Source organism: Candidatus Gracilibacteria bacterium (assembly GCA_028687475.1).
Taxonomy (GTDB): Bacteria; Patescibacteriota; Gracilibacteria; order BD1-5; family UBA2023; genus STC-74.
This window is the reverse complement of record JAQUAB010000003.1, coordinates 110,062-136,457: the sequence shown is the minus strand read 5'-3', so window position 1 is coordinate 136,457 and position 26,396 is coordinate 110,062. Positions and strand designations below refer to the sequence as shown.

Below are 26,396 nucleotides of genomic sequence, written 5' to 3'. Positions count from 1 at the left end.
GGCTCGTTTCATTATGCTCGCGTTGAGATATGGTTTTATACTCTCTGGGAAAAGTGAGAGAATATGGAGGGCAATCATATTATTTGATATCAACAATTTCTACATCGAAGAAGAGGCTTGTTTTTTTTGGATCAGTTCCAGAAATATCTTCGATAATTACATTATCTTCTTCAATTGCTTTGATGAGCATTTTTGTTCCAGCTACCTCAGCAGTAGCTCCTACCATAAAATTATCAATGAAAGGACTTTGTTCATTTACTACGTCAAAAGTAATATCATTTCCTTTGATAGCCTTGACAGTGAATGTTACACCGCTTTGTACTTCTGCTGTAGCCCCAGCCTTGAGTTCTTGTCCATGAAATGGATTCCCTGTGCTGTTATCAATATCGAGAGTTACCTCAGTATCAGTTACGTTTATTACTTTTGCTGTAATCTCTCCATTTGTTCCACCAGTGAGAGTATCTCCAACTTTCACAGTTACAGACATTTCTCCAAGATTCCCCCTGTTAACTACTTGAGTGACCTTATCGGCGAAGAGTGACTTATCAAGAGTCATTGTGTAGTTCGGAGCAATGTAATACTTTGGAATTTTTTCTTCGGCATATCCATCAGATGCAGCTACAGCAATAGTCTTTCGTTCACCTTTTTTCATACCGATGAGTCCATATTCGAATCCACGAACAGTCTGGTGGGATCCGATGATCGTCTGGAATGGCTCGTATGTTCGACCACTTGAGTAGATTCCTCCGAGTTTTGCATCTGCTTCACGAGAAGTATCGAGAATTGTTCCATCAGCTGTACAAGTTCGGAGAGTGTAGTTCACAGAAACAATTTTTCCTGAACTAACCGCATCAGTACCAGCAGCGGGGTTAACGCCATTTTTCCAGATATTGAGTGCATTCTCATCCATGGGAGTGAGTTGAGTACAGTTTCTGAGTGCTACAGTACCAGATTCTGAGCTTCCTGTCTGGACGGTTCCAGAAGCGGTTGGAGCTTCATTTTTCTCTTCCTGAAAACAAGATGAAAGTCCAAGTGTGAGTGAGAGAATCACGAGAGTCGAAAGAATTCGCATAGACCTAAAAGTATAGAAAATAAACGTTGTTATTGTATAGAAATTATATTTTTTTCAATCCCATAATGGCTCGCTCAATCGCAAAAATGCGTCATAATTCACCATCTTTCATTCATCTTCCGCTTTTGTATGCTATGTTCGCATTTACGAGATTTCCGTAGAGTTTTCCGATTTCTTCATAAGAAATTTTTGCAGACAGAGTTTTCTGGAGCACGTATGGATGAATCTGGATAATACTTCAGATTTCTCGTTCTTTTTTTCCGAGATGCGCGAGGTATTTCACGTAGAGTGCATTTCTCAGAAGTCCGATGAGTGTCGGAAGGAGTTCATAAGGAGTCATATTCTCAAGAATTCGTGCGAGAAGGATTCGTGATTTTTCGACATTTTTCGCGAGGATTGCATCAGAGAGGTCGAACATTTTTCAGGAGAAAGCTCGATCGAGCGATTCATCGATATCTTTTTCTGTGATTTTCTGTGTTTCCTGAAGGAGTGAGAGCTTCTCGAGTGTTCCTCCGATGGCATCAGAAATACTGGAACTGGTTTCTTCTTTTCCATTTTCCGCTTCTCGGTAGGCATCGAGAACTTTTTTGATGATCTTTGTATCGAGTTCACTGAATCGTTTTTCCCATGTTTCAAGCGTCCATATCTTATCGAATGTTCGTACATCAGCATTCTCGCGGAGCCACGTGATGAGTGCTCATTTTTTCTCATCGAATAGGAGATTGGAGAAAATCATGAAGTGATCTTCTCCGGCAAGTTCACAGAGAGCTATGATCTGTTCTTCTATACCTTCTCATTTTTTCTTCTTGGTTGTTTCTCATTCTTCTTTTTTCTTTTTCTCGAATCATCCTGAGAAACACCAGAGTCGCTTCGTCGCAAACAGTCCCATACTCTGCATATCTTGCTCAATCCGAGACCAATCTTTCACTTCTTCGATGCGCACTTCCTCGATATTTTCTCCTCACTGACGCTCGCGGAATGCGTATTTCCATCGTTCTTTTTCTTTTCTCACGCCATACGTATCGATTCCTGTGATGAAGATGATATTTTTCTTTTTTTCCATGCGTCGAAGTATAGTGAGAAATGATTGCTTGGCAAGATGATGGGAAAAATACTCAAAAAAATTCGAGATGGAATTTCTCGGATGGAATCGGAATATGTATTATGCTTTTTTCTTAAGAAGATCGCGAATCTCTGTGAGAAGTTCTATATCTGTTGGTCCTGCTGGAGTTGGTTCTGGCGCTGGTTTTTTCTTCACAGCCTTGTTCATGACTTTCACCATCATGAAGATACAGAAGGCAATGATGATGAAATTGATGAGAATCTGGAGAAAATTTCCATAGTTGATAGTAACCGATTTTTGTCCTTCGATCACGGCAGGAAGTGCGAGCTTCAGGTCTGCGAAATCCACATTTCCGATAATCCAACCTATCGGAGGCATGATGATATCTTCGACGAGGGAAGTAACGATTTTCCCGAACGCAGCACCGATAATCACTCAGACAGCGAGGTCGACAACGTTTCCCTTCATCGCGAAGTCGCGGAATTCCTTGAGAACAGACATACGAAAAAATTATAATATAAATGAAAACAATCTGATTATATGGGATTTTTCCATTTTTCCACTTTCATATATTCGTATTTTCTCTATAGTGAGAATTATTATGAAAAATGTATTTTTCTCCATCTTTCTTGTATGTATTCTTTCCTGATGTAATTCAGGAGATTTTCTCAGTGAGAGAGAAATAATCAACCGTATTGTGGATATATCTTCATCTCAGATTGCAAGTGTGCATGGAAAATGAGTCATCCTCGAAAATGGGAAAATCCTCACGAGTCGTCATGTGGTGAAGGATTGTAGTTCTCACTGTTTTATCGAATCACAGAATCAGAAATATCCAATCGAATCCATAGAATTTCCAGATACCACAAAGGATATTGCCTATGCCTATTTTTCTGGATCTTCTGATTTTTCGAGAGTTGATTTCTTGAATCGAGAAAAATTCTCTACATGACAATCTATTGTTTCCTATGTTTCTCTATCAGGTTCATGGCAAAAAATAGATGGAAAAATGCTTGGCATAGATATATCCTATATTGCCTATGATGGTTCTCTCTCAGGAACACTTCTCTCAGGAGGAATCATGACCGATATGATTCTCTCACCAGGGGAGAGTGGAACACCCATCTGGACAGCATCAGGAGAGCTCATCGGAGTTATGAGTGCTGTCGATAATGCAGGGAAGAGGAGTTATATCGTACAATAAAACCCAAGAAAATTCTTGGGTTTTATTTCGATGAAGCCTTATTTTGATTTCTTAGCTTCCTCTAGTTTCTTCAGAATGCCCTGAATCTGCGTATCTGTTGTTCCAATGTTTGTAAGTTGAGAACGCATCGTTTCTTCACTTACATCCTTCAATAGATGAATATTATTCTCTATTCTCTTGAGAAGTTCATCCTTCGATATCTTCTCTGTATCCAATTGTCCAGATTTTAAGCTGTATTTTCCATCTCAACCAGTGGTAATATTGAATGTATTATTCGTAGTTGGATTGTTTGGTACTTGATTTCATGGTCCTGAGTCAGGTGTCTCACCTTTTTGTTTCAAGAAGTTTGTTGCCTCGGTTCCATGTAATCGCTTTCATGCTAACCATGATGCAACAATTGCATTCTTTTGTTCAGGAGTTGTGGCAGCTGTAATTTCAGCATCAGTAAGTCAAGGAATATTGAGAGTAACTCAATCCTTCACCGCTTTTTGTAATACTTTAGTTGCATCCTCGATAGCCATTTGTCCATTCGTGCCATTCGGATCTATTCATCCTTTATTTCTCGCTGATTGTATTGTTTGTTGTGCAATATTAAAATCTTCTCGAGTTAATTTATCTCTTGCTAGAATTTCATGAACCTTATGTTGTTCTCCGCTTCAATATGGTAAATTCACACCAAACATTTTTCCCATTCGATCCTCGATTCATTTTGTCTCATTGATAGCTCTTTGGCTTAGAAATTGTTCTGGCATGCCAGCAACTTTTTGCATTCCTGCCATACTAAGGCCACCCGGAACTGGAAGTGGAGTATATTTCGGAAGTGACATTCCGAGATCTCAGATTTTCTTTCCCATTTGTTCGAATGGTTCGATAGCTTTCCCAGCTGCTTTGCTCACTCACTTTCCTGCCATGAATGCCAGCCAGATAAATACGAGGGCAATAATATCGATAATAATTGTTCCGAAGAGATTTCCTGTTGCTGAAAGTGCAGATTTGACTCCAGGTACAACTTTTTCTCATCATTCCACAGCTCACTCGAATGTATAACCGATTCCTCCTATGGTGACAGTAGTTGAGGATTTATTTCATTGTTTTGTTTCGATTGTTTTGCTGACGATAGTATTTTTTGGATTATTCGCAATGATGATCGTACATTCACCACTCGATTCACATTTGTTATTCGGATTTTCTACTCACTTATTCCCCAGAGGTGTATAAAGAGCAGAGATAATAATGAGTCCAAAAGAAAGTGCAAGAGATACAACGGCAGGTACGAAGGCAAGGCCGATGAATTCCGTGATTTTGAAACTCCCATCCTTGTCTGCCTCACCGAATCACTTATCCCCAAGCATATATTTGATGGTGAAAAGTGGTGAAAATATAGCATAGAACCAAAGCTTCATAGCACGCATAATGAGCATGAAGATGAGAGCCATTACGAGAAGTCCGTATATGATGAACATCAATGCACCAATAATTCATTGATGAATAATATGCATAATTGATGTGACTACATCCATCTTTGTATCGATTTTTTGGACATTCTGAATCTTGAATACCCCGAAACTATAGATGAGCAAAGGACTAAAAAGTCATCCAGCATCTGTTGTTACCTTTTCAGGAGTGGCACACTTTCCAGCCGTTTTACATAATTCAGTAACAGATCAGTCTTTTGAGAGGTCATTTTCTCCAGAATAGAATTTCCCATTTTTGTATTCCATATTTATTGGAATAATGGGCGTCTTCCACCAAGCGCTACTATCAGTATATTTTTTTAGACTTTCTGCTGGTACTGACACTGCGGCTGCAGTGGCATATGTTGCGACGGATATAGTGAATTGGACTCCCCACCATGTGAGCGGGACAAGGATAATTCCGAGAGCGAGTTTCGGAAGCATGGACTTGTATCCATAGTGTTCGGAATTGAATATAGTTGCGACAGCAATGAATATGAGAAGTACCGCATAGACGAGATAGGTAATATTCGAGACTGTAATCCAAAGATCATGGAGTATAGGACGAATACCGAATATATCTCCTGCAGTCCAATCAGGTGACATGAGCCAACTCGCGAGCATAATTGCCGGAGTGACAATGATAGTGAGGATATTGAGGATAATATTGATTCATGCAACAAGGTTATTCAACATTTCCTTCATTTTTGCATCTTGTGAATTTCAAGTGGATTTTTCCTGTGATTGTATTTGAGAAATCTGAGCATCGGATATTCACTGTTGTTTTAATTGTGCTGCATCTGCAGCGTTAAATTCAGCTTCAGAAATAGCATATACTCAAGTAGTGGATTGAATAAGAATCCCACCAATAGATATCAAAGCAAGCAAACTGGATGTAAGGATTTTCTTGAACATAGAGAGATTAGACCACAATTGTTATTTTTTTGCAAATTTCTATTCAAGAGTTTGTGTAGATTTTGATTCTTCTTCGGTTTGGATGAGTCCCATTTTTTTCAGGAGGTCAGAACCAGAATCAGGAATCACAACTGTTGAGCGTTTGATGAGAGCTTCACGATTGTTGATGAGTGTGTCGAGAAGAATTTTATTCTGTGATTGGAGAATGCCATATGCACGTTCAAATCTCTGGAGATAGACGAGATAGACCTTTGCGCGGTTCTCACTATTTTTTGCTATCACATAATCATTGATAACCGTATCCACTCCAGAATAGTCGAATGCCTTGTATTTCTCCTCCATGGTTGTTTTGGCAGCAGTTGTAGTCTCTGCAGTCGATTTGAGGAGATTATTGAGTTCTGTGATTTGGTCGTTGATGATGAGGAGTCTATCGGCTGTTTTCGTATAATATGACTTCAAAATCTCGATATGTTCATCGAGCGTGACTGTTCTATCAGTTGCCTGGTCGAGAAGTGCCACGATGTCAGTCTTCAGGACATTGACATATGATTGTATAGCGATCATGTTATTCCCGATCAGACGCTTTTCTCATTCCTTGGGACTTGCGAGCACTTCTGCTATAGAGATGATATCATTCGAAAGATTGATTCCGCTTTTTGCAGTTTCTTGTTCCTTGAGCCCGACATTCAGAGAAACAGCGGTGGCGATATTTCCGAGATACGTTGTATTGAGTTGAGAAAAATTCGTATCATTGCTTGCACTGGCTTTGATTCCGAGATACGGTGCGAGATACCCCCAAGAAAGATTGAGAACGAGTGTGAGGAAAAGCGTCAGGATAAGTGTGTTTTTGGTGAATTCCTTGATTTCAGGTCGGAAAAACATAAAGTATTTTGAGTTACATGAGTTGATTTTACACATTTTCTTTTATTTTGGCAAATAAATGCGTTACTTTTTTTCTTTTCTTCTTCTTTCTTTTTTTGGAATTGCTTTTCTTGATTTTTCTTCGCGTGCAGAAGAGGGTAATTCCGTTTTTTCATCGACACTCGCCGGAGTTCATTCCAGCAGAGATAACAGTGGTACATATCGTATTGATGCTTCGGTTTCATTCGATTCTCCACGAACCGCATTTTATTTCTCATTTCCTCGTGAGATTCTGGACAATTCTGGAGTAACTATCGTCTGGCATACTGATTCTGGTGATATCGAGAGACAATTGGATATCGAAGATCTCGATATACTTCATTATGATGCGAGAGTTTTCTCATCTCCGTGGATTACTACTGGACGCTCTGATGTGACTTTTAGTATTATTTCTCATACTCTGATTGATCCAGAGAAACTCGCTCTCATGACGTCTTATAGCGAGAGAAAGAATGATTCCATGGGAATAGAAAATGCTTCTGCTGCAACGCGTATCGTGAGTCGTGCAGAATGGTGAGCGGATGAGAGTTATCGTTATGCAGATAGTTCCACACAGAAACAGGTGTATCAAGAATATCTGAAATATCGACAGGCTCCAAAAACTCAATCTCAGCTTGATGCTATCAATATTGGACTCAATCGTCGCCAAGAACTCGAAAGACTTTTTCCAAATACAGAAAAGTTTGTCAGTGTTCTGCGATATGAGAATGGACATCGATTGGTCTGGCCAATTCAGAAAACTCGCCAAGTGAATCGAATTGTCATCCATCATACAGCAGAGTCACTCGACAAACAGGCAAGTGATGAAGTGTATCTTCGTGACATATATAAGTATCATGCTATTACGCGCGGTTGGTGAGATATCGGATACAATTATATTATTGGACAACGGGGGATTATCTACGAGGGTCGTGCCGGTGGGGATTATGTCGTTGGTGCTCATGTTCTTGGAAATAACGAATGAAGTGTCGGAATTTCGGTAATTGGAAACTTTGAGAATATCCACTTGAATCGAGATCAGCGTGCTGGACTAGAGTCTGCTATTTCTTATGTAGCAGAAAAATATGGAATCACACTTTCTGCTGATGCAGTAGCTATTTCTCAGTGTAGTGGTGACTGATGCAAAGAAGTGAAAACTCACACGACACGTTCATTGGTTGGACATCGTGATCTTGATACAACTGCTTGTCCTGGTAAAAATATTTATAGTGAGATATCAGGCTTTATTGCGAGATGAAATCAGTTTCGTACTCCAATCTACAATACTGAAACTTCGAGGATTGATCCAATTCCTGCGGATGAAGTGATGAATATGATGCTTTCTGTACCATCAGTACAAACTATTTCTCCATCATTGAACCATATAACTACTGATACGTCTCAGAAGATACGAATTCGACTTTCCTATTCTGGAACAACAGTACTTCTCGAATGAGCGACCGTCACTCCAGCAGTGGCACGAATCTGATTCAGAAAGGTTCCGTTCAATCAATGATTCCAGGCAAGCGTTGTTCCATATAAGCAAAATCAAGTAGTGATTCAGATAAAGAATCGTACGTATACGGGATCGAGTTTTTCTCTCGAATGAGAAGTAGTTCGTATTGCTTCTTGGTCGCGTGTTCCAGCATGGGACACGACAGGAAAATACAATGATAATCTGTTTCGAGGAAAACTCATAGTGCGAAATGAGAATGGAAAACTCTATATCGTGAATGAACTTCCGATAGAAAGTTATCTCAAGGGTATGGGTGAAGTGTCGAACACGGATCTTCCAGAAAAAATAAAGACGATTGTTGTCTCGGCTCGAAGCTATGCGTATTATTATATGGATAAAAAGAATCGAAAATACAATACACAGATCTATGATGGTTCTGATGACCCGGATTCATTCCAGAAATACCTCGGATATGGCTATGAGATGCGTTCTCCGAATGTTGCGAAATTGGTCGATGAGACGCGCGGACGTGTTATAAAATACAAATGAGTACTGATTAAACCGTGGTATTTCTCTTCATCGAATGGAAGAACAAAATCATATCAAGAATATTGTGAATCGAACTGAAGTAAGAATTGTATGAATATTCCGTATCTCCAATCAGTGTCTGATCCTGGTTGAGTATGAAAAGTCTTACAATGACATGGAGTCGGCATATCATGAGTCTGAGCCACTTATTTTTCCGGACAGGGTTGGGATTATCAACAAATTATCCAATATTATCTCAATTGAGTTGAAATATTGAAGAAATAGATACAATAATTGAAAATTGTTAATTATTAATTGTAAATTGATATGTATCTCTCCGATAGAGACATCCGCCAGGCACTTCAGGATGGAAATATTTCTATTTCTGATTTTGATGAAGCACGTCTTCAGCCTGCGAGTTATGATATTCGCTTGGGTGATAAGTTTCTTGTCGTGAAGGATTATTCTGTCACAAATATTGATCCTGTGAATCATATCCTTCCTGAATATGAGGAGCTTATCGTCACTCCTGAGCAATGACTTATTCTTCGTCCTGGAGTCACAGTTCTTGGTACAAGTGTAGAAAAATTTGGTTCTGAGAAATATCTCATCCAGCTTTCTGGGAAGTCATCACTGGCTCGTATCTGACTCATTGTTCATAATACTGCTGGACTCATCAATCCGGGACATTATCTGAATATTACTTTTGAGCTTGCGAATATGAACTCTGTACCCATCATCCTTCGTCCTGGTATGGATATTGCGCAACTTCTCTTCGCTGAGATGACAAGTCCTCCGGATCAAGACTATCGAAAAGTGGGTCGATATGGTGAAGGTGAAGATAATATGGTCGGATATATTAAAAAAGACTAGCAATTGCTAGTCTTTTTTAATCATCACTTTTTTTTCTATTACAGCTCTTATATCTTTGCGAAGAAGTTCTTGTTGGATTTTTCAGTCTTTTATTGTTATAGTTGCTACTTCCGCATGAATACCTTCACCATTTCTCCATGAGATTTGTATTTCTCAGTTTATGAGTCCATCTTGTATTAGTCGTTCCACTTTTTCATAAAGACCATAGATAATGTTGTCTGTATTACAGCTTCACGATCATTCAGTATGAAATGCTGGAAAAGAATTACACATAATATTTCTATATAACAAAATTTTTATAAGTCAAATTCATTGTATTTTCTTCCTTCCATAAGTCAAACTTTTTCATATAATCCCAGCACTATCCTCTTCCTAATTTTCTTATGCATTCATACGAAATCGAAATCAAAGTTCTCCTCTGAGATAAGCCTTCTCGTGATAACTTCATGAACGCCGTGAATATCAACTTTCCTGCCATGAAGCATTCATATTCCGAGAGCCAGAAGAATCATTATTTTGAAGGTGGAAATCTGAAGACACTTGGTGAAGTGTTTGCGGAATATATTTCTCCTGAAGAGACAGTTCGACTAAAGGATATCGAGAAAAATGCAAAAAGCTTCTCTGTGCGAACTCGTGGGACTGTCGATGAGACGATTCTTGTCGTGAAGGCAACGATGAATGCAGAAACAAGTTCCAATGGCACGGCTCGTATCGAGTGGGAAGTAGATCTTGCACCGATGACTATCGAGAAAATGGATGAACTCGTTTTGAAGGCAGGTTTCCAATACCAGGCGAAGTGGTCACGAGAACGTGACGAATACCAACTCAATCATGATACGGCGCTTTGTATCGATCGCAATGCTGGATACGGATACGTGGCAGAATTTGAGCGCGTTATCAACGATGAATCTCAGATTGAGTCGACTCGTGCAGAACTTCTTGGGATGATCGAGTCTCTTGGATTCGAAGAGCTTGCTCAGGATCGACTTGCTCGCATGTTCGATTTTTATAATCAGAATTGGAGAGAGTATTATGGAACAGAGAAAGTATTTACAGTAGAATAAAATGTCCGAAGAACTCAAGATTTTCATCATTTTCCTCATCTGACTCTTTTCTGCCTATTTCGGGAGTTTTTCTTCTGGATGAGTCTCAGTTCTTGGAGTAGGACTCCTGACAACTATGGGTATCACTCCACAGATGGCAAGTATCACTTATAAGCTTGGAAAAATCGGTGATGTACTTGGTTGAATATACATTTTTCATAAGAGTGGCAATATCCCAACACGATTTCTTTGGATTGGATGAATGGTTTCGATAGTTGGAAGTTTTCTTGGAACCTATCTGATTTTCGCAATCCCAAACTGGATTATTTATGCGGTTTCTGGAACAAGCATGATAATTCTTACTATTGCTTCTCTTATCAAGAAGGTCTGATTTCATGCTAATCCTCATGTTTCCAAAAGGCGTGAATATCTCTATTATTGTGGACTTTTCTGTCTGAATATTTTCGGAAATTGTTTCATAGCAGGATCAGGAGTGTGGTATTATTTCAATAATACTTTTGTCATCAAACTTCCTGCACTGATGGCCAAATGACTCGCAACCGCTATGAGTGTTTTTTGGTTTATTGGGAGTTTCATAGCTATTCTCGTTCGAGGACAATATGATATTCCTGTTGCAGTTTCATTCGGTCTTGGGATGTTTATCGGAGGGTATTTCTGAGCGAAACATATTGTGAAAATTGGGAACCATACTCTCCGAAATCTTCTCTTATTTTCGATTATAATTTTTGCTTTCTATTTCCTCTACCTTGCATATAATTCGTACCAATAATTTTATTATTTTTATTATTATGTCTAATCATCCAGAAAAACAGTATCTCGATCTTGCTCGTCGCATCCTCGACGAAGGAATCAGAAATGTTGACCGTGCCAATGGTGACGTGTCATACAGTCTTTTCGGTGCACAGTGTCGATATGATCTCTCAAAGGGATTTCCACTTCTCACAACGAAGAAAGTCTACTGGAAGTGAGTTGTCACTGAACTTATCTGGTTCCTCACAGGGCAATCCAATATTCGTTTCTTGGTCGAGAATAATGTCCATATCTGGGATGATTATCCATTCTATATCTACAATGGAAAAGCGAAAAAAGGAGAACTTCCAGCAATGACCAAAGAAGAGTTCATCCAGAAAATCCTAGAAGATGCAGATTTCGCAGAGACTCATGGGAATCTCAAGAATATCTATGGAGAGGCTTGGAGACGTTGGCCGACGAAGGATCCAGAGCGAACGATTGATCAGATTAAGTTCGTCCTTCGTGAGCTCACAGAAGATCCAGATGCGCGCAATGCTATTGTCACGGCGTGGAATCCAGAATTCATGTACACTATGGCAAAACCTGAGGAAGCAAATAAGTTTCCTATCTGTCATGCGATGTTCCAGTTTTCTATCAAGGATGGGAAGCTCTCATGTCAGCTTTACCAGCGTTCAGCTGATCTCTTTCTGGGAGTTCCTTTTAATATAGCCTCATATGCACTTCTTACTCATATTCTCGCCAAACTTCTCGGAGTTGGAGTAGGGGATTTTGTTCATACATTTGGTGATGTACATATCTATGAGACACATGTGGAACAGACACGAGAGCAACTTGCTCGTGAACCAAAGGATTTTCCAATGCTCACTATCAGTGATTCGCTTGTGGATGTTGATTATATCACTCATGATATGATAATCCTCGAAAACTATGATCCGCATCCACCGATTAAGGCTGCGATGGCAGTGGTTGGAGGAATGGTAGGGAGGGATGAAGAGAATTAAGAGTTAAAATCTAAAATGAAGGAATTATTTGATACCTGTAAACATCAATGTGTTTTTCAAGCAAATGCTGAGAATACTTTTGCAAAAGGAGTTTCTTTTTTTAGATGTAAAGAATGTCAACAAATTATAACTTTGCAAGAAAAATGCTCGCTTGAACAAACAGGGGCGCTGGAAAAATCACTTAAAATACAGGAAAAGAGTTTAAAAGTTGCTATGTGGGCAATGATAATAAGTGCCATATCTTGTTTTGTTGCACTCTGTATATTTCTTTTCTGAGACAAGACGTTATTTATGTAAATTACAATGATCCTCCTCTACGCCTTTTTCGTTCTCACATTTCTGAATGCTTTCAAGGATATTGCCATAAAGAAATGACTCAAAGATGTCAGTGCTGGGGCGATGACGGGTTTGACAGCTTTTGTGATGATACTCATTAGTCTGCCAGCACTTCTTTATACAGGAATTCCTGAACACATGGAGCTTTCTTTTCTCTGGGTTGTGGCATGAGGTGGGATTTTCTATTATTTCGGGAAGTTTTTCAACTTCACAGCACTTTCTCTCGGAGATATTTCCCTCATTGCTCCGATGAAGTGACTTGTGACGATTTCTGTCATACTTTCGAGTTTTCTTCTTCTCGGAGAAAGTGTTACTTGGGCTGGTGGAATGGGGATTTTCCTCATTTTCTTCGGTACCTATTTTCTCGCTATAGAGAAGACACATACACATATATTTGCTCCGATTCAAGCGCTCTGGAAAAATCCAGGATCAAAAATTTATCTGATTGCCGTGTTCTTCTATGGTTTCACTGTCACGTTCGATCGTATGTGAGTACAGGGAAGCAATATCTGGCTCTGGACTCTCGCGATGAATAGTATCATGTTCGTCATGAGTATTCCAGATATATATCGCGAAAGGAAAACTCTTCTCTGACATATAGGGAAGTTCTGGAAAGTTCTTTCTATGATTCTTTTTCTCCATGCATTCATCTATGTTTCTCAGATGTGGATCGTCTCGCAGGTGATAGCACCATATACGAGCGGATTCAAGGCTGCTTCTTCACTTTTTGCTGTCATGTTTGGTGGATGGTTTTTCCAGGAGAAAGATCTTCTGAAACGATTTATCGCTGCTCTGATTATTCTCTCGGGAGTTCTGTTTATGGGATTCTTCGGATAATAGAAGGGTTTTTTGAAAAATCCCATTGATTCCATAAAGGCTATCCATATACTTCAATTATATGAAAATAATCGCTATTCTGGCTATGGATGAATCTCTTCTTATCGGGAAGAGTAATGGACTTCCATGGCACATTCCCGAGGATCTCAAGCGCTTCCGAGAGTTCACCACTGGGGAGATTGTTATGATGGGAAAGAATACCTATTTTTCTCTTCCAGAAAAAGTGCGTCCACTTCCGAATCGTCGAAATATCGTTATTACTCGCGAATTAATTGATGGGGTGGAGTGTTATTCGGGCATTGAAGAATGTATTGAAATTCTGAAAAAGGAAAAAGTATGAAAAGTATACCTCATCGGTTGAGCATCATTGTATAATCAATTTTTCGAAAAGTGACTGGCTAATACGGTGGAGCTTACTCTTATTGATGGTGTACATGAAGGAGATATTTTTGTGAAAGAATGGAGACAGAATTTTTCTGAAGTGAAGAGCGAGAATTTCGAGCAAGGGAAGTTTATTACTTATGAGAAAAAGTAGATGTATATCGTACTTGAAGGCATTGTTGGTTCTGGTAAATCCACTCAAGTAAAGAAACTCGTGGAATTTTTTCGTTCAAAATATCCTGATAAAAATGTAATTCAAGTTCGAGAACCCGGATCAACTCCTATTGCTGAGGATATTCGTCACCTCGCTCAGAAAAAAGAATGGAAAAGTGAACAGATGCATCCTCTCACGAATGCTTATCTCTATGCAGCTGCGCGTGCACAGACACTTCAGACGGTTGTGAAACCAGCACTGGAAAAATGAGATATTGTCATCTCTGACAGATCATTTCTCTCTTCACTCGCACAACAATGATACACTCAGTGACTCGGAATCGAAAAAGTTTTTGATATCAATAGAGAGGCAATAGATTGAGTACTTCCTGATATCGTTTTCTATCTGGATATTAGTTCTGAGACGGCACTTTCTCGGATATTCGATGAGCATGGTGACAAATGGGAGCGGATGGGAAAGGAGTTCTTTGAGTCCATTATTCTCGGGTATGAACAGTGTGAAAAGTTGGAAATAATGAAAAATCGATTCATTCGTATCAATGCAAGTGGAGATGAGGAAGAAGTTTTCTGAAGAATACTAGAGAAATTAACAATGAACAATTAACAATGAACAATTAACAATGAACAATATGGAAAAGTTAATACAGTCACTTCGCGAACATGCTTCTCGATTTCCAGAGGAGCAGGATTCTGCAAATAGAATAATCCAATTTCTCCAGAAAAACCAAGAAAAGTCTTTCCATAATCAGCATTGGGATGATGGTCATATTACTGCATCTATGTTCATTGTGAATAGGGAATTCACGAAAGTGCTTCTGATTTTTCATAAGAAACTTCAGAAATGGCTCCAATTCGGTGGGCATAGTGATGATTCTTCGGATGTTCTCGGAACTGCTATTCGTGAGTTCCATGAAGAATCGGGAATCACAGAAGAACCTGATATTTTCCAGTATTCTGAGTCGCAATCTTTCCCAATATTCGATATAGATATTCATAATATTCCAGCTGATGCCAAGTGACGACCTGATCATAAACACTACGATATTCGTTTTCTTGGGATTATTTCTGATTCGGTTGTTATGCATCGTCAGGAAGATGAGACTGATGATATGCGGTGGTTCGATATCGATGGAATAGAAGAATATCTTGAAGAAGAAGGAACTATTCGTATGATTGCAAAGGTTCGGAAACTCCAAGAATAAAGCTTATGAAAACTCTCTTCATTATCGATGCCTACAATCTCATCTATCGGATGTTCTATGCGATTCCAGAAATGCATACGCGCGATGGAAGAGTGGTGAATGCGATTTTCTGAGTGGCAAAATTCCTGAAGTCTCTCTCAGATGAGCATCCGCATGATTCTATCGTCGTTGCGACTGATGTGGGACAGAGTTTCCGTGCGACGGAATATAGTGAATACAAGGCTCAGCGTGATCGTATGCCGGATAATCTCCGTTCCCAGATTGATGGGGTTTTTGCACTCTTTCAAGCTGCTGGAATCCAGATTCTTTCCCAGGAGGGATATGAAGCGGATGATCTCATTGGTTCTATTGTGACGGAACGATCAAATGGATGGACAGATTACCAGTTCGTGATTATTTCTTCCGATAAGGATCTCTGCCAGTTTGTACAGGATGGTCATGTACATATCTATGATGCGATGAAACAGAAATTCATGAAGGAGAAGGATGTGACCGAGAAATTCGGAGTTCCAACTTCTCAGGTTCGTGATTATCTTGCGATTGTAGGGGATAGTTCAGATAATATTCCTGGAATTGCTGGATTCGGTCCGAAAAAGGCGACTGATCTTCTCCAGAAATATGGAACGCTTGAATGAATATACGAGAATATGGGAGATCTCACTCCGAAAATGCAGGAGATTCTTCGTGATCAGAAGGAAAATGCGTTTCTCTCACAAAAGCTCGCGACTATTATTCGAGATATCAAGATTACACTCAAGCTTACAGAGGCCGATACTCTTGTTTCGCATGTTTCTCGTAGTTCATATATAGAGCTTCTTCAGGAATACCAATTCCGTTCACTTCTGCCTCGTGGACAAGAAATAGTCCAAAAAGTTCTCACGAAGAAAGAAGCTAATGTTATTAAGAATCTTGCTGACATTGAGAAATTACAAAATCTTCTAGGGCAAAAAGAGGTGTGTACACTTGCAATCGATGGCGATATTCTCGGGATTTCTCTCGATGGGGAAATATATACGATTGATTCACATGTTGTGGATATTGTTGATTTCATCACCTGGCTTCTCGGGAGTGAAGTGGAAATTCGCGGATACAATCTCAAGGAAGAATACAAGAAACTCCTTTCCATACAAAAACCCCTCCAAAGGGTTTCGGAGGGGCAAAGGAAGTTGTTTTAAGCAATATTATCGCTATTATTTAGAGCTTGTGTAAGAAGTCCGGGTTTGGAATATTCAAAATGCATAGGATCATATGGATTTTTCCAGTCACCTCACCATACAAAACCATTTTTCTTCATAATATCGACAAATTTTTGAGGAATATCTGTGTTTCCATTTCAAAAATCTCACATATTCTCTTCAGGGTTGATATCAAGGGCTATTCAAAGAGCATGATTACTTAGTATTCATTTCCCTCGCATATTTCTCCAATTGTAACCATCTACTCTATATATTTTATAGTCTTTTAATGATGATTCATTCTTTATCTCACTTTCAGCGTTTTGTAATGCTCAGATTATAGCTTTGTGTAACTTGACAGTATTTCAGAAGAATGAAGTATTTACGAGAGAGTGTTCTATTGTTTCCTTATTGGATCATAGTATTGCGATAGGTGAAACTCACTTTCATTCTATTTGGCTTGCAAACAACTCTGCGAGTTCTCATCGTACATTCATTTCTCACTGCTCATCTCTTGGTCTTTCAAAAACTCGTGAAAATATTGCTCCAGCTTCTTGTGCGGTTGTTGTATTCCTTAGTGGTTCAAGAACTCTTGATTCTGTATTGTTCATTTCCCACCATGCAATTTCAAGTTGTTCCAGATGCGACATATCTACAATATTCCTTCAATATTTCTTTTCTATAGAATCTTTTCTTGGTCATTCCCACTGAAAGATACCTACAGCAATTCCATTTGTTGCTTTTGGATTCGCAGAACTTTCTCTATATTCATTTGCAACTATTCCACATGCTTGTTCGTGACTGAATCATTTAGATTTCCAGAAATCGTATGATTCTTTCGTAATTATATTTAATTCAATTCATCTATGATCTGGTATTCTTGAGAGTTGCTCTATATATAAGTCATTTGCCTTATCACTCTCTTCTTGGCTTGAGTTTCTTTGGAGATTAGCGTCTTTTTGTTTCTCAAATACTGAGATATCACTTGCTGTTGGGAAAATGACAGTGTCACTGGTAAATACAGGAATATAACCATCTGGTGATGGTTTTGTATAGTACCCAACCCGTCAGTTTATGATAGCGCGCACTCCGATTCTCTCACCGACTTTTACATATCCAATATCAGCAGAGAGCATATTTCAGAGTCCAATACGATTATTGGCACTCTTATTCTTTCCGAAATCCACAAAAAGAATATCTCATTCTTTGAGATTTTTTCCATCACTGGGTTCCTCAAAAATATTTCCTTCTTTATCTATCGTTCGTTTGTAGAGAAATGACTTCGAGAGGAATTCTCCGCGACGAAGCTTGGATTCTTTATCAATACGCATGAGATTGGCTGCAGATATAGTATCAAGACTATTTTTTCCTTCAGCAGGCTTCATGTTCATTATATCAGTGTATCGTTTTGTACGATTAAATTCTCTCTTTATAGAGAGGATTTCCTCACGGATGCGACGTTTTCTTTCAATATCTTTTTCTCATTCGAGTTCTTTCTGCAGAGCATCAAGTCGTGCTTGAGTTGTTTCCTTGAGTGTATCAGGCTTTTCTGCTGGTGCAGGTTTTTCTATGTCTTGTCGATAAAATATTGCCATACTGTAAAATTTATATTTGTATATTAGATAATTTCTGAGAATAATCAACTCTATTTCGAAAGTTCGATAAGGGCAGTATCTTCCGTCTCATATACGGGAATAATATTCGTGATTCCGACGAGATCGAGTGTGTCACGGACTTCATCCGTGAGACAACAGAGAGCAAACTTTCCATCACCATCTTCACTGCGCTGTGCAATATCGGCAATATATCCGATAGATTTACTATTGAGATAAGAGAGTTCTGCGAGATTGAAAAGAATACGTGTTTTATTGAAGTCTCCGATTTCTCCAATAATGCCAGGAAAAGTCGTATCAACATTTGTTTCGTCGAGTTCACCATGAAATGAGAAAACACGAACACCAGTGTTGGTACTGGATTTCTTTACTTCGAGCTGCGTAAGCATAGTTCAATAAAGTTATAAATCGAAATTATGAATCTCAAGGAGTATATTCTTTGCCTGGAATCATAACTTTTACTGAATGAGTATAGCAGGATTTTCTCTTTCATGCAAATTTTCCTTTGCTTTTCCCTGATTTTCTATAGACTTTTTTCATGAATCATACGAAAAATCATATTTCATGAAGTTTTTGGCAATCAGAATGATGGAAGAATATTCTCACTACGTCCGGACAAGCACTTCGTGTAGAGCAATTTTCTCATAAAGATCAAGTGATATATATAGAATTTCGTTCTATTGGACTTGGACAGGTTGGGGCTTTTTCTCTTGGTGTTCATTCTTCACTTGCGGATGAGTGATTTTATCATGATTGATGTACTCTGGCGAAGAAATATAAGGCAATATTTTGGCAAATTGAGTATTGCGATGCAGAAATGGTGAGAAATATTCCAGGGAAATCGAGCACTCCGTATAAGTATTTTCTTGAGCCATATACACGAGTACTTGATCTTACACAAGATGAAAATATGATTCTTTCCCAGATGCATGAGAAGGGAAGGTATAATATCCGTCTTGCTGAGAAACGGTGAGTGAAGGTGCAATGGGTAGAATCTCATTCTGAGAATATTGCTATCTGGATGAGTCTTCTCGCTGATACAACTTCTCGTGATGGATTTGCTCATAATAGTCAGAAATATTATGAATCATTCTTGGCTTGTCCCGAAGCTCGACTTGCTTTTGCTTTTTATGAAGAAAAAGTCATTGCCGCAGGGATTTTTGTCTATCATTGAACTGACGCTATCTATTACTACGGAGCATCCAGTTCTGACAAGGAGGTTCGAAAACATATGGCTCCATATTTGCTTCAATGGTTTGCTATTTTGGAATGAAAAAAACATTGATGTATACAATATGATTTTCTCGGAATTGCAAAACCTGGAGAGATAGATGGTCATCTGGCTTGAGTGACTTCTTTCAAGGAAAAATTCTGAGGAGAAATCAAAGAATTGGGTCCAAAATTTCTGATCCCACTTTCTCTAAAATATCATTTTTTTATTCTGGCTCGAAAAATAAAAAATAGAAGTTTATAGCTTCTATTTTGTTGGTATGAAAAGTATGAAAAATTAGAATGAGTGACAAGCCATAATTATCTCCTCCCGAATAATAGGTCCAAGATCTATCGTTTGTCCACCATTTTCTATCTGACGTACATCATCTGCATCTTCGAGTGGATCAATGCGAGTCTTGAATGTTCTTTCGAATCCAGAAATCTGAATAATATGTTTTCGATTCTCATAGATGACTTCTGTTGTGAGGTTATCAAAAATCACTTCCACTCCACTATCGACAGCAACGATACGAATCTGGAAATTCAGAGGTGCCAAAAATGAAATATCGTCATAATATCCATCGTACACTTCTCATGAGAATGAGAAAGATTTCGAATCTCATGAATAACTCGCCAATAAATCTCAAACAGGAATAGAAAACATAAAAATATTTAGTTGATAGCATTTTTCATCGAATCCAGGAGTGCTTCTTGTCCGATTTTCTGGAGAAGATTTCGTGCTTCCATCTCGGCGCCAGTTGCCATAAGGGCTACTGCAAGATCATTGATTATCATGGGTTCGTCTGGTGCCAGTGAATGAGCACGACGAAGAAGGATAATTCATTTTGGAATATTTGCTTTCATCACATATGCCCATCCGAGATTTCTCAGGATTTCTGCATTATTTGGAAGATTCTTATTTGCTGTTTCTAGGGCTTCGATAGCACGATCGAATTCTCATTTCGCAGTAGCAATATAACCATCGAGATACATGCCTGTTCCTGATTCTGGGTGAAGTGTACGAGCAATCTGGAGAACTTCATCTGCTTTTTCGAGATTGTTCTCGAAGAGATAAATATCGGCAAGTTCTTCGTAGAGACGATAATCATCTGTATGTTTCTTGAGTGCATCTAGTGCTGTCTCACGTGCCTGATGATAGTTACTCTCTTGTTTGAGAGATTCTATAGTGTCGATGATGGATTCGATATGAAGTTTCATGATTCGGAGTATAAGAATTTCTCTCGGGAAATCAATATAAATCACCTATTGTGTGATGCTCTTTCCTTTTTCTGTCGCGAGGGATTTTCCTTCTTCCTTGAGCGCGAGTTGACCACAAGCAGCATCGATATCATCACCCATAGTATGACGGACGGTTGATGGGATTCCTGCTTTCTCGAGCGTGTCTTGGAATTTCTGTATCATGATTTTGGAAGTTGGCTGGAATCCATCACTCGAAGTTCATTCTCCGGGATTGTAGGGGATGAAGTTCACATGTGCGAGCTTCCCACGGAGGAGATTCGCAAGTTCATGAGCGTATTCTGGACGGTCTGTCACTCCAGCGATCATGATATATTCATAGAAAATGCGCTTATTCGTCTTCTCGACGTATTGATCGAGTGCTGCCATGAGTTGGTCAATCGGGTATGTATTTTCGACGGGCATGATACGTTTCCGTGCTTCATCATTCGGTGCATGAAGAGAAATAGCGAGCGACACTTGAGGAAAATCATTCCCGAGTTTCTCAATTCCTGGAACAATACCACAACTCGAAATAGTGATACGGCGATTCGAGAGATCGAGTTTCTTCTGATGACTCGCGATTCGGATAGATTCTGCAACATTCGCATAATTCAGAAGCGGTTCGCCCATTCCCATATAGACGATATTTCGGATTTTTTTATCTTCTTTCGCGAGGGTGATATTCGCTATCATGATCTGATCGATAATCTCATAGAATTCAAGATTGCGCAGGAGTCCGAGCTTTCCAGTCGCACAAAAGCTACAGGCCATAGGACAACCAGCCTGACAACTGACACAGAGAGTATTGCGTCCTGAGAGGTGGCGCATAATCACCGCTTCGATCATTTTCCCATCTTGCGTTTTGAGGAGAAACTTTGTCGTCTGTCCGTTGTCACTCGTGATTTCTGAGTGAATCATGAGAGAATTATGGAAACAATTTTCCTTGAGGAGTTCGCGAATCTCCTTCGGAAGTGTTTCTATAGCATCGAAGTCTGTGATGAGATTCTTATATATTGCATTCTCGATCTGAGCATAACGGAATTTCTTGTGCCCATTGGATTCGAGAAGATTGATAATTTGTTTTTCGTCGTGGATGGAGAACATAGAATAGCTTTTAGAAATAATAAAAGTTGCCAGAATGTAGCAACTTTGTATTGGTATTGGGGAATGGGACTATATTCCGAGAAGGAGAACTGCTGTACTGAATCCGATAATTCCTCCGACAAGTGCTTCGGCCGGAGTATGTCCGATAGATTCATTAAGTTCTTCTTCTTTCGGGTGATTCATACGATTGAGGATTTTCGCATGAAGGCCAGCTTGGTAGCGGACGTTCATAGCATCGTAGATGATGATAATAGAAAATACAAGACAGACAGTAAACATATCACTCCAGACGCCGTATTTCATACCCATCGAAGTAGCAAGTGCGATGACAAATGTCGAATGTGCTGATGGCATACCACCACTTCCGAACATGCGCGCCACACTAAAATGTCCCTTGAGTGCATGAACAAGTCACTTGACTCCGATAGCAAAAAGAAGTGCGAAGAATGGTATCGAGATGGTATATTCCAAAAAGTAGGAATGAATGTCTCTGAGAATCATGGGAAGAAATTATTTTACTTCGATAATATTGTATTCTCGTTGTCCAGATGGTGCAGTCATTTTTGCTGTATCTCCAGCGTTTTTCCCGATGAGAGATTTTCCGAGAGGAGACTCATTGGATATCTTATTTTCGAAAATGTTAGCTTCTTGTGCGCCAACGATGACATAAGTGATTTTTTCTGAGCTTCCAGTTTCTTGAAGGATAACAGTATTTCCGACATTGATACCAGTTTTTCTCTTTTTTGTTCCTTTCTCATCATCGATGAGGTCGTAGTTCCCAGGCTTGAGCATTTCCTCGAGTTCTGCGATACGAAGTTCTACTTGAGCTTGTTCATCACGAGCTTCTTGGTATTCTGCATTTTCTGAGAGATCACCGTATGAGATAGCTTCTTTGAGTTTTTCAGCAATTTCTACACGTTTTTCTTCTCGGAGAAAACGGAGTTCTTCCTGGAGTTCTATGAGACCTTCGCGAGTAAGGAGGATTTTCTTGTCAGCAGCCATAAATAAGGAAATTAGAAAGTAGGAAAAATTATAATGAATGAGGAATTACTTCTTCAGGAGCAGATTTTTGAGAGTAGGGAATTTTGTTTTTGATATTTCTATAACAACCGATTGGGATTCATATTCGAGTACGAGACGAACAATAGTATCTGTTTTCGGAGGATTGAGATAGAAACTTCTGACGGGGAAAGTCTTAGTTTCATTTACGGTGTATACATCTTTTCCGAGAGCCTTCATATTTTTCAGCATTGTATCGTAGTTCACGGAACTGGCGATAACTTTCATACTCATTTTTTCATCTTCGTATGTGGAGTATTCTGTATTGGTATCGAATGTATAGAGTCAGAATATGCCATTATTTTTCGTCAGTGTGAGCGTCGCAGTTGGCATGATCTGTGCGAGAAATTTTCCTGAGAGTTTCACATCGGTCACATCTTTACTACCTGTATTTTCTTCTGTTGTTGTTTTTGTTCCAGGATTGATTCCATTTTTCTTCGCAAGTTCTTGTACGACACTGTCGAGTTCTTTGAGCTTTTCTTCCGTTTTTATTTGGTATTTGAGAGTTTCGATGTCTGTTCCATTCGATGAATTTTCTGTATTCGATTTCGGTTGTATCCATGTTCCACTCGATTGTATGAGCGACCAGGAGATACTTCCGATGAACATCAGAGCGACGATGGAAAGAAGAATCAGTGCTATTCGCATAGGTTTTTGGAAGAAATTTAGGAAACTATTTCTTTGACTTTACGCTTCCGAATTCGATCTCGACGGGAGTATCACGTCCGAGAAGGTTGATCATAATCTTGATAGTACCCTTGCTGGTGTTGACTTCGATGATTTTGCCTTCACTGCCTTCGAATGGACCGTTCTTCACAACCACATAATCACCAATCTGCATATCAGTATTATATTCTTCGCTCTTTTCTGTGAGAATTCACTTGAGTTGTTCGAGTTCTTCACCACGAACAGGAACAGGAACTGTACCTGCACCAAGAAAACCAGTCACATTCGGAGTATTTCGGACAATATACCAACTCTCATTGGTTACTACCATTTGTACGAGAATATATCCAGGGAAAATATTCTTTTTGCGTTGAACTTTCTTGCCACCAGCGCGGATAGAGACAGAATCATGAGTGGGAACGAAAACATCGAGAATATATTGTTCGAGACCGAATGCTTCACGACGTTGCATGAGTGATTGGCGGACATTTTCTTCTGTTCCTGATATAACACGAATAACATACCATTCTCAGAGCTCTTTTTTGGAAAAATCAAACATAAAAAATTGAAGGTTAAAGAGGTTTATATTAGTTTGTCTCATTACTTACTGATCATGAGAGATCTGTAGTGATTCCTGAAAAACTGTCGATGATGTTGCTCAGATCTTCTTGTGTCACATTTTCTTCTCCAGAAGTTGTTGTTGTCACTTCTTTTCCCATGTCGAGAGCAGTTCTCATAGATGAGAGAGAAGTCTGCATGACATATCCAGCAACAGCAAGGAGAAAAGCCATAATAACGATAACGCCAACAGTGTAGTACATGTATTTTTTTGTCTCATTTGGAGTAGGCCAGACAACGTGCTCGAGTTCTTGTTTTGCGTCAGAGAAAAATTTGAACATAAAATATTGGAAGATAAGATGATAGGAAATGAGGAGATAGAAACATTCTCCAAAAATAACGAGAAAAGTATATGGAAAACTTCTTCTTCGTCAAAGCATTTTAAAATCCCCTCTCGGGGATGTCAACGTTCTGAATTATATTGAGAAAACAGGGAAGTCAAGACTATTTCCTTTTTTTATTTCCTGGATCTTCTTTTTTAGAAAGAAGTGTATCGACTTTTCCTGTGGTGTTTCCTACTGTATCGACTTTTCCTGTGGTGTTTCCTACTGTATCGACTTTTCCTGTGGTGTTTCCTACTGTATCGAGTTGTCATGGCTTCCAACCAAGAGGCCAGTAACGTGAATTTGTATTATTCTTCTTTGGAGGAGCAAATCATCAAAGATCCCATTTTCCTTTTTCTGTTCACATTTTTCATCTTGTTCTACGAAATAAAATCTTCTGGAGCCACCATCGGGGCTTGAACCCGAGACCTCATCCTTACCATGGATGCGCTCTACCAACTGAGCTATGGCGGCATTTACTCGATATATTCTATCAGTTTCGCGATTATAGTATTTTCTCTGAAAATTCAAGCCGGAGTGAGAATTATTCTTTCATCTTCGATTTTTATTGCTCATTCTTGCGTCAATTCTTCCACTATTTCTCTGGGGAAGATCTGAGCATCAAGAGAAAAAGTTCGGATTCCAAATATGATTTCTTCCAGCTCTATTTGTTCAGGAGTGAGTTTTTCAGAAGAAATATTTTCTCATCGATAATAATGAGAAAAACTGGTGCTGTTTTCCCATCGCTTCCCATCTTCGTAACTGGTTGCAGAGAGTCCGAATCCTCGATAATTCGTATGATTCCAGTATCCGCGATTATGTACACTTTCGTATTCTGGCTTCGCCCAATTCGATATCTCGTAGTGATTCCATCAGAGTGACTCGAAATGCTTGCAGATTGCAGCATATTCCTGTTCTATTTCGATTTCATTTATAGAGTTCTTTTTCCAATCTTTCGGGTACATTCCCTCTTCGAGCATGTAGACGCTTGTGTGAGTGATGAACGGGAATTTCTCATGAAGTTCCTGAATATTTCTGAGCGTTTCTCCAGGTTTTGAGAAGGGAAGTCAGAGAATGAAGTCCATGTTAATTGATATATTTCTTTTCATATCATTCTCCATACTTTTGTAACCAAAAGTATCAAAAGTTTCGGTGGTGGAAAAACTCGTTCGCTTTGCTCATCAATTTTCTATTTTTCATCTGACTCAAACAGTTTCCACCCCCGAACCCCCAATTATTGTTTTTCATCTATTATAGATGGATTGTATTGCATCCAGTGCATGAAAAATACTTTCTCTATCACTGCGGTGAATTGATTGTAGAGTTGTATTATTCAGGCTCTGAACTCCAAGAGAAATTCGATTGATCCCGAGATCGAAAAGTCGTCGTACGTATCCTTCTGTGATGTCTTCTGGATTACATTCGAAAGAAATCTCTGGAAACCCCCTTTGTAAAGGGGGGTAGGGGGGATTTTTTTCCTGAGAAATCCATGAAAAATCCTCAGCCTTCCGCTTTGCTTCAGACAGCTCCTTTAGAAAAGGAACTTCAGGGAAACATTCGAGGATTTCTCTGACTTCAGTAGTAGTGAGAATTGATGGTGTGCCTCCTCAGAAATAGATAGTAGCAGGTTGGTTGGTTAGTAGGTTAGTACTGGAAATTGAGAAATATCCTCGAATTTCCCTTTTCAGATATTCGAGGTATCGTCTTTTCTTCATGTCATCAAAAATGGGCGTCAGAGCAAATTTGCAATACGGGCATTTCTGGCGGCAAAAAGGGATGTGGAGGTAGAAATAGTTCAAGATTCATAATTTACGACAAGAAGATTAGCTATACAATAGAAAAAAGCAAACAATCAAAAATTGACAAATATTATATATTATAAATAGGATTGACTTTCCACTTTCTTGATTATAATCTCCTTACCATTTTAGGTATCGTCCTATTTGAGTGTCTTATGGACACATAGTGGCGATGGAGATAATCATGTCTCGCAAAAAACGAGCCCAAGAGGCTCAGGAAAAACAAAAACAAAGGGTCGCTAAGCAGGCTCAGAAGGATAAGCATTTTCGTGAAACGGAGGAACGAAACTATCGTCAATATGGGAAGTCCAGTATGACTCCCAATCAACGGAATCGTTTCGACGCTGAAAGAAGGGCTGAGCGGTCATCGCACTG

At 39.2% G+C, this 26,396-nt stretch carries 30 protein-coding genes and 1 tRNA gene; 12 read left to right on the top strand and 19 right to left on the bottom strand.

Annotated elements, in window-relative coordinates; translation table 25 throughout:
* Nucleotides 1–79: 79 nt before the first annotated feature.
* From PHY14_04130 to mscL, 3 genes are all read right to left on the bottom strand, one after another.
* A complete protein-coding gene (locus PHY14_04130; GenBank protein MDD2694095.1) occupies nucleotides 80–1,072 on the bottom strand; it encodes an FKBP-type peptidyl-prolyl cis-trans isomerase in 993 nt (330 codons plus the stop codon).
* Nucleotides 1,073–1,115: 43 nt separating this feature from the next.
* Entirely contained in the window at nucleotides 1,116–2,135 is a 1,020-nt protein-coding gene (locus PHY14_04125; GenBank protein MDD2694094.1) for a hypothetical protein, read from the bottom strand.
* A gap of 99 nt (nucleotides 2,136–2,234) precedes the next feature.
* A complete protein-coding gene (gene mscL / locus PHY14_04120) occupies nucleotides 2,235–2,636 on the bottom strand; it encodes a large-conductance mechanosensitive channel protein MscL (GenBank protein ID MDD2694093.1) in 402 nt (133 codons plus the stop codon).
* Between the two features lie 100 nt (nucleotides 2,637–2,736).
* Here mscL and PHY14_04115 point away from each other — a divergent pair, with 100 nt between their 5' ends.
* Nucleotides 2,737–3,339 carry a serine protease gene (locus PHY14_04115; protein MDD2694092.1) on the top strand — a complete coding sequence of 201 codons (603 nt, stop codon included), beginning with the start codon at nucleotides 2,737–2,739 and terminating at the stop codon, nucleotides 3,337–3,339.
* A 38-nt stretch (nucleotides 3,340–3,377) separates the two neighbouring features.
* Here the strand turns inward: PHY14_04115 and PHY14_04110 are convergent, their stop codons facing one another.
* Together PHY14_04110 and PHY14_04105 are read right to left on the bottom strand one after the other, a co-directional pair.
* Nucleotides 3,378–5,708: a hypothetical protein gene (locus PHY14_04110; GenBank protein ID MDD2694091.1), complete on the bottom strand. Its 2,331-nt coding sequence runs from the start codon at nucleotides 5,706–5,708 to the stop codon at nucleotides 3,378–3,380.
* Nucleotides 5,709–5,747: 39 nt separating this feature from the next.
* Nucleotides 5,748–6,590, bottom strand: a complete 843-nt coding sequence (locus PHY14_04105) for a hypothetical protein (protein MDD2694090.1) — start codon at nucleotides 6,588–6,590, stop codon at nucleotides 5,748–5,750.
* A 58-nt stretch (nucleotides 6,591–6,648) separates the two neighbouring features.
* Here PHY14_04105 and PHY14_04100 point away from each other — a divergent pair, with 58 nt between their 5' ends.
* Both PHY14_04100 and dcd read left to right on the top strand, forming a co-directional pair.
* On the top strand, nucleotides 6,649–8,877 hold the full coding sequence (locus PHY14_04100) for an N-acetylmuramoyl-L-alanine amidase (protein ID MDD2694089.1): 2,229 nt from the start codon (nucleotides 6,649–6,651) through the stop codon (nucleotides 8,875–8,877).
* Nucleotides 8,878–8,919: 42 nt separating this feature from the next.
* Nucleotides 8,920–9,465 carry a dCTP deaminase gene (gene dcd / locus PHY14_04095; protein ID MDD2694088.1) on the top strand — a complete coding sequence of 182 codons (546 nt, stop codon included), beginning with the start codon at nucleotides 8,920–8,922 and terminating at the stop codon, nucleotides 9,463–9,465.
* A 6-nt stretch (nucleotides 9,466–9,471) separates the two neighbouring features.
* Here dcd and PHY14_04090 read toward each other — a convergent pair whose 3' ends face one another.
* Nucleotides 9,472–9,738, bottom strand: a complete 267-nt coding sequence (locus tag PHY14_04090) for a hypothetical protein (GenBank protein MDD2694087.1) — start codon at nucleotides 9,736–9,738, stop codon at nucleotides 9,472–9,474.
* 110 nt (nucleotides 9,739–9,848) lie between these two features.
* Between PHY14_04090 and PHY14_04085 the strand changes: the two genes are divergently transcribed.
* From PHY14_04085 to PHY14_04050, 8 genes are all read left to right on the top strand, one after another.
* On the top strand, nucleotides 9,849–10,529 hold the full coding sequence (locus tag PHY14_04085; GenBank protein ID MDD2694086.1) for a CYTH domain-containing protein: 681 nt from the start codon (nucleotides 9,849–9,851) through the stop codon (nucleotides 10,527–10,529).
* A 1-nt stretch (nucleotide 10,530) separates the two neighbouring features.
* Nucleotides 10,531–11,298, top strand: coding sequence for a sulfite exporter TauE/SafE family protein (locus PHY14_04080; GenBank protein ID MDD2694085.1), 768 nt, complete (start codon nucleotides 10,531–10,533; stop codon nucleotides 11,296–11,298).
* 19 nt (nucleotides 11,299–11,317) lie between these two features.
* Nucleotides 11,318–12,283, top strand: a complete 966-nt coding sequence (thyA, locus tag PHY14_04075) for a thymidylate synthase (protein MDD2694084.1) — start codon at nucleotides 11,318–11,320, stop codon at nucleotides 12,281–12,283.
* Nucleotides 12,284–12,586: 303 nt separating this feature from the next.
* Entirely contained in the window at nucleotides 12,587–13,456 is an 870-nt protein-coding gene (locus PHY14_04070) for a DMT family transporter (GenBank protein MDD2694083.1), read from the top strand.
* A gap of 61 nt (nucleotides 13,457–13,517) precedes the next feature.
* Entirely contained in the window at nucleotides 13,518–13,991 is a 474-nt protein-coding gene (locus PHY14_04065) for a dihydrofolate reductase (protein ID MDD2694082.1), read from the top strand.
* On the top strand, nucleotides 13,992–14,615 hold the full coding sequence (gene tmk, locus PHY14_04060) for a dTMP kinase (protein ID MDD2694081.1): 624 nt from the start codon (nucleotides 13,992–13,994) through the stop codon (nucleotides 14,613–14,615).
* A gap of 25 nt (nucleotides 14,616–14,640) precedes the next feature.
* Nucleotides 14,641–15,213 (top strand): NUDIX hydrolase, encoded by a 573-nt coding sequence (locus PHY14_04055; protein MDD2694080.1) that lies wholly within the window; start codon nucleotides 14,641–14,643, stop codon nucleotides 15,211–15,213.
* Between the two features lie 5 nt (nucleotides 15,214–15,218).
* Nucleotides 15,219–16,388 carry a 5'-3' exonuclease H3TH domain-containing protein gene (locus PHY14_04050; GenBank protein ID MDD2694079.1) on the top strand — a complete coding sequence of 390 codons (1,170 nt, stop codon included), beginning with the start codon at nucleotides 15,219–15,221 and terminating at the stop codon, nucleotides 16,386–16,388.
* On the opposite strand, the gene PHY14_04045 is transcribed toward PHY14_04050, so the two are convergent.
* Both PHY14_04045 and PHY14_04040 read right to left on the bottom strand, forming a co-directional pair.
* On the bottom strand, nucleotides 16,385–17,983 hold the full coding sequence (locus PHY14_04045; GenBank protein MDD2694078.1) for a phage tail tip lysozyme: 1,599 nt from the start codon (nucleotides 17,981–17,983) through the stop codon (nucleotides 16,385–16,387). The two genes, PHY14_04050 and PHY14_04045, sit on opposite strands and share 4 nt — an antisense overlap.
* Nucleotides 17,984–18,033: 50 nt before the next feature.
* Nucleotides 18,034–18,390 carry an STAS domain-containing protein gene (locus tag PHY14_04040; protein ID MDD2694077.1) on the bottom strand — a complete coding sequence of 119 codons (357 nt, stop codon included), beginning with the start codon at nucleotides 18,388–18,390 and terminating at the stop codon, nucleotides 18,034–18,036.
* Between the two features lie 149 nt (nucleotides 18,391–18,539).
* On the opposite strand from PHY14_04040, the gene PHY14_04035 reads away from it, so the two are divergent.
* Entirely contained in the window at nucleotides 18,540–19,475 is a 936-nt protein-coding gene (locus PHY14_04035) for a peptidoglycan bridge formation glycyltransferase FemA/FemB family protein (GenBank protein MDD2694076.1), read from the top strand.
* A 33-nt stretch (nucleotides 19,476–19,508) separates the two neighbouring features.
* On the opposite strand, the gene PHY14_04030 is transcribed toward PHY14_04035, so the two are convergent.
* The 11 genes from PHY14_04030 to PHY14_03980 form a co-directional block, all read right to left on the bottom strand.
* A complete protein-coding gene (locus PHY14_04030; protein ID MDD2694075.1) occupies nucleotides 19,509–19,877 on the bottom strand; it encodes a hypothetical protein in 369 nt (122 codons plus the stop codon).
* Nucleotides 19,878–19,885: 8 nt separating this feature from the next.
* Entirely contained in the window at nucleotides 19,886–20,431 is a 546-nt protein-coding gene (locus tag PHY14_04025) for a tetratricopeptide repeat protein (GenBank protein ID MDD2694074.1), read from the bottom strand.
* 45 nt (nucleotides 20,432–20,476) lie between these two features.
* The gene (gene rlmN, locus PHY14_04020; protein MDD2694073.1) at nucleotides 20,477–21,556 is read right to left on the bottom strand and encodes a 23S rRNA (adenine(2503)-C(2))-methyltransferase RlmN; all 1,080 of its coding nucleotides are present in this window, start codon (nucleotides 21,554–21,556) and stop codon (nucleotides 20,477–20,479) included.
* 69 nt (nucleotides 21,557–21,625) lie between these two features.
* Nucleotides 21,626–22,057, bottom strand: coding sequence for a divergent PAP2 family protein (locus PHY14_04015; protein ID MDD2694072.1), 432 nt, complete (start codon nucleotides 22,055–22,057; stop codon nucleotides 21,626–21,628).
* Between the two features lie 9 nt (nucleotides 22,058–22,066).
* Nucleotides 22,067–22,558 (bottom strand): transcription elongation factor GreA, encoded by a 492-nt coding sequence (gene greA, locus PHY14_04010; protein ID MDD2694071.1) that lies wholly within the window; start codon nucleotides 22,556–22,558, stop codon nucleotides 22,067–22,069.
* A 45-nt stretch (nucleotides 22,559–22,603) separates the two neighbouring features.
* Entirely contained in the window at nucleotides 22,604–23,263 is a 660-nt protein-coding gene (locus tag PHY14_04005; GenBank protein MDD2694070.1) for a hypothetical protein, read from the bottom strand.
* A gap of 25 nt (nucleotides 23,264–23,288) precedes the next feature.
* Nucleotides 23,289–23,840 carry a transcription termination/antitermination protein NusG gene (gene nusG / locus PHY14_04000; GenBank protein ID MDD2694069.1) on the bottom strand — a complete coding sequence of 184 codons (552 nt, stop codon included), beginning with the start codon at nucleotides 23,838–23,840 and terminating at the stop codon, nucleotides 23,289–23,291.
* Between the two features lie 28 nt (nucleotides 23,841–23,868).
* The gene (gene secE, locus PHY14_03995) at nucleotides 23,869–24,180 is read right to left on the bottom strand and encodes a preprotein translocase subunit SecE (GenBank protein MDD2694068.1); all 312 of its coding nucleotides are present in this window, start codon (nucleotides 24,178–24,180) and stop codon (nucleotides 23,869–23,871) included.
* A gap of 163 nt (nucleotides 24,181–24,343) precedes the next feature.
* Nucleotides 24,344–24,589 carry a hypothetical protein gene (locus PHY14_03990; GenBank protein MDD2694067.1) on the bottom strand — a complete coding sequence of 82 codons (246 nt, stop codon included), beginning with the start codon at nucleotides 24,587–24,589 and terminating at the stop codon, nucleotides 24,344–24,346.
* Between the two features lie 31 nt (nucleotides 24,590–24,620).
* A tRNA-Thr gene (locus PHY14_03985) sits at nucleotides 24,621–24,696 on the bottom strand.
* 2 nt (nucleotides 24,697–24,698) lie between these two features.
* Nucleotides 24,699–26,021 carry a radical SAM protein gene (locus PHY14_03980; protein MDD2694066.1) on the bottom strand — a complete coding sequence of 441 codons (1,323 nt, stop codon included), beginning with the start codon at nucleotides 26,019–26,021 and terminating at the stop codon, nucleotides 24,699–24,701.
* Between the last annotated feature and the right edge of the window lie 375 nt (nucleotides 26,022–26,396).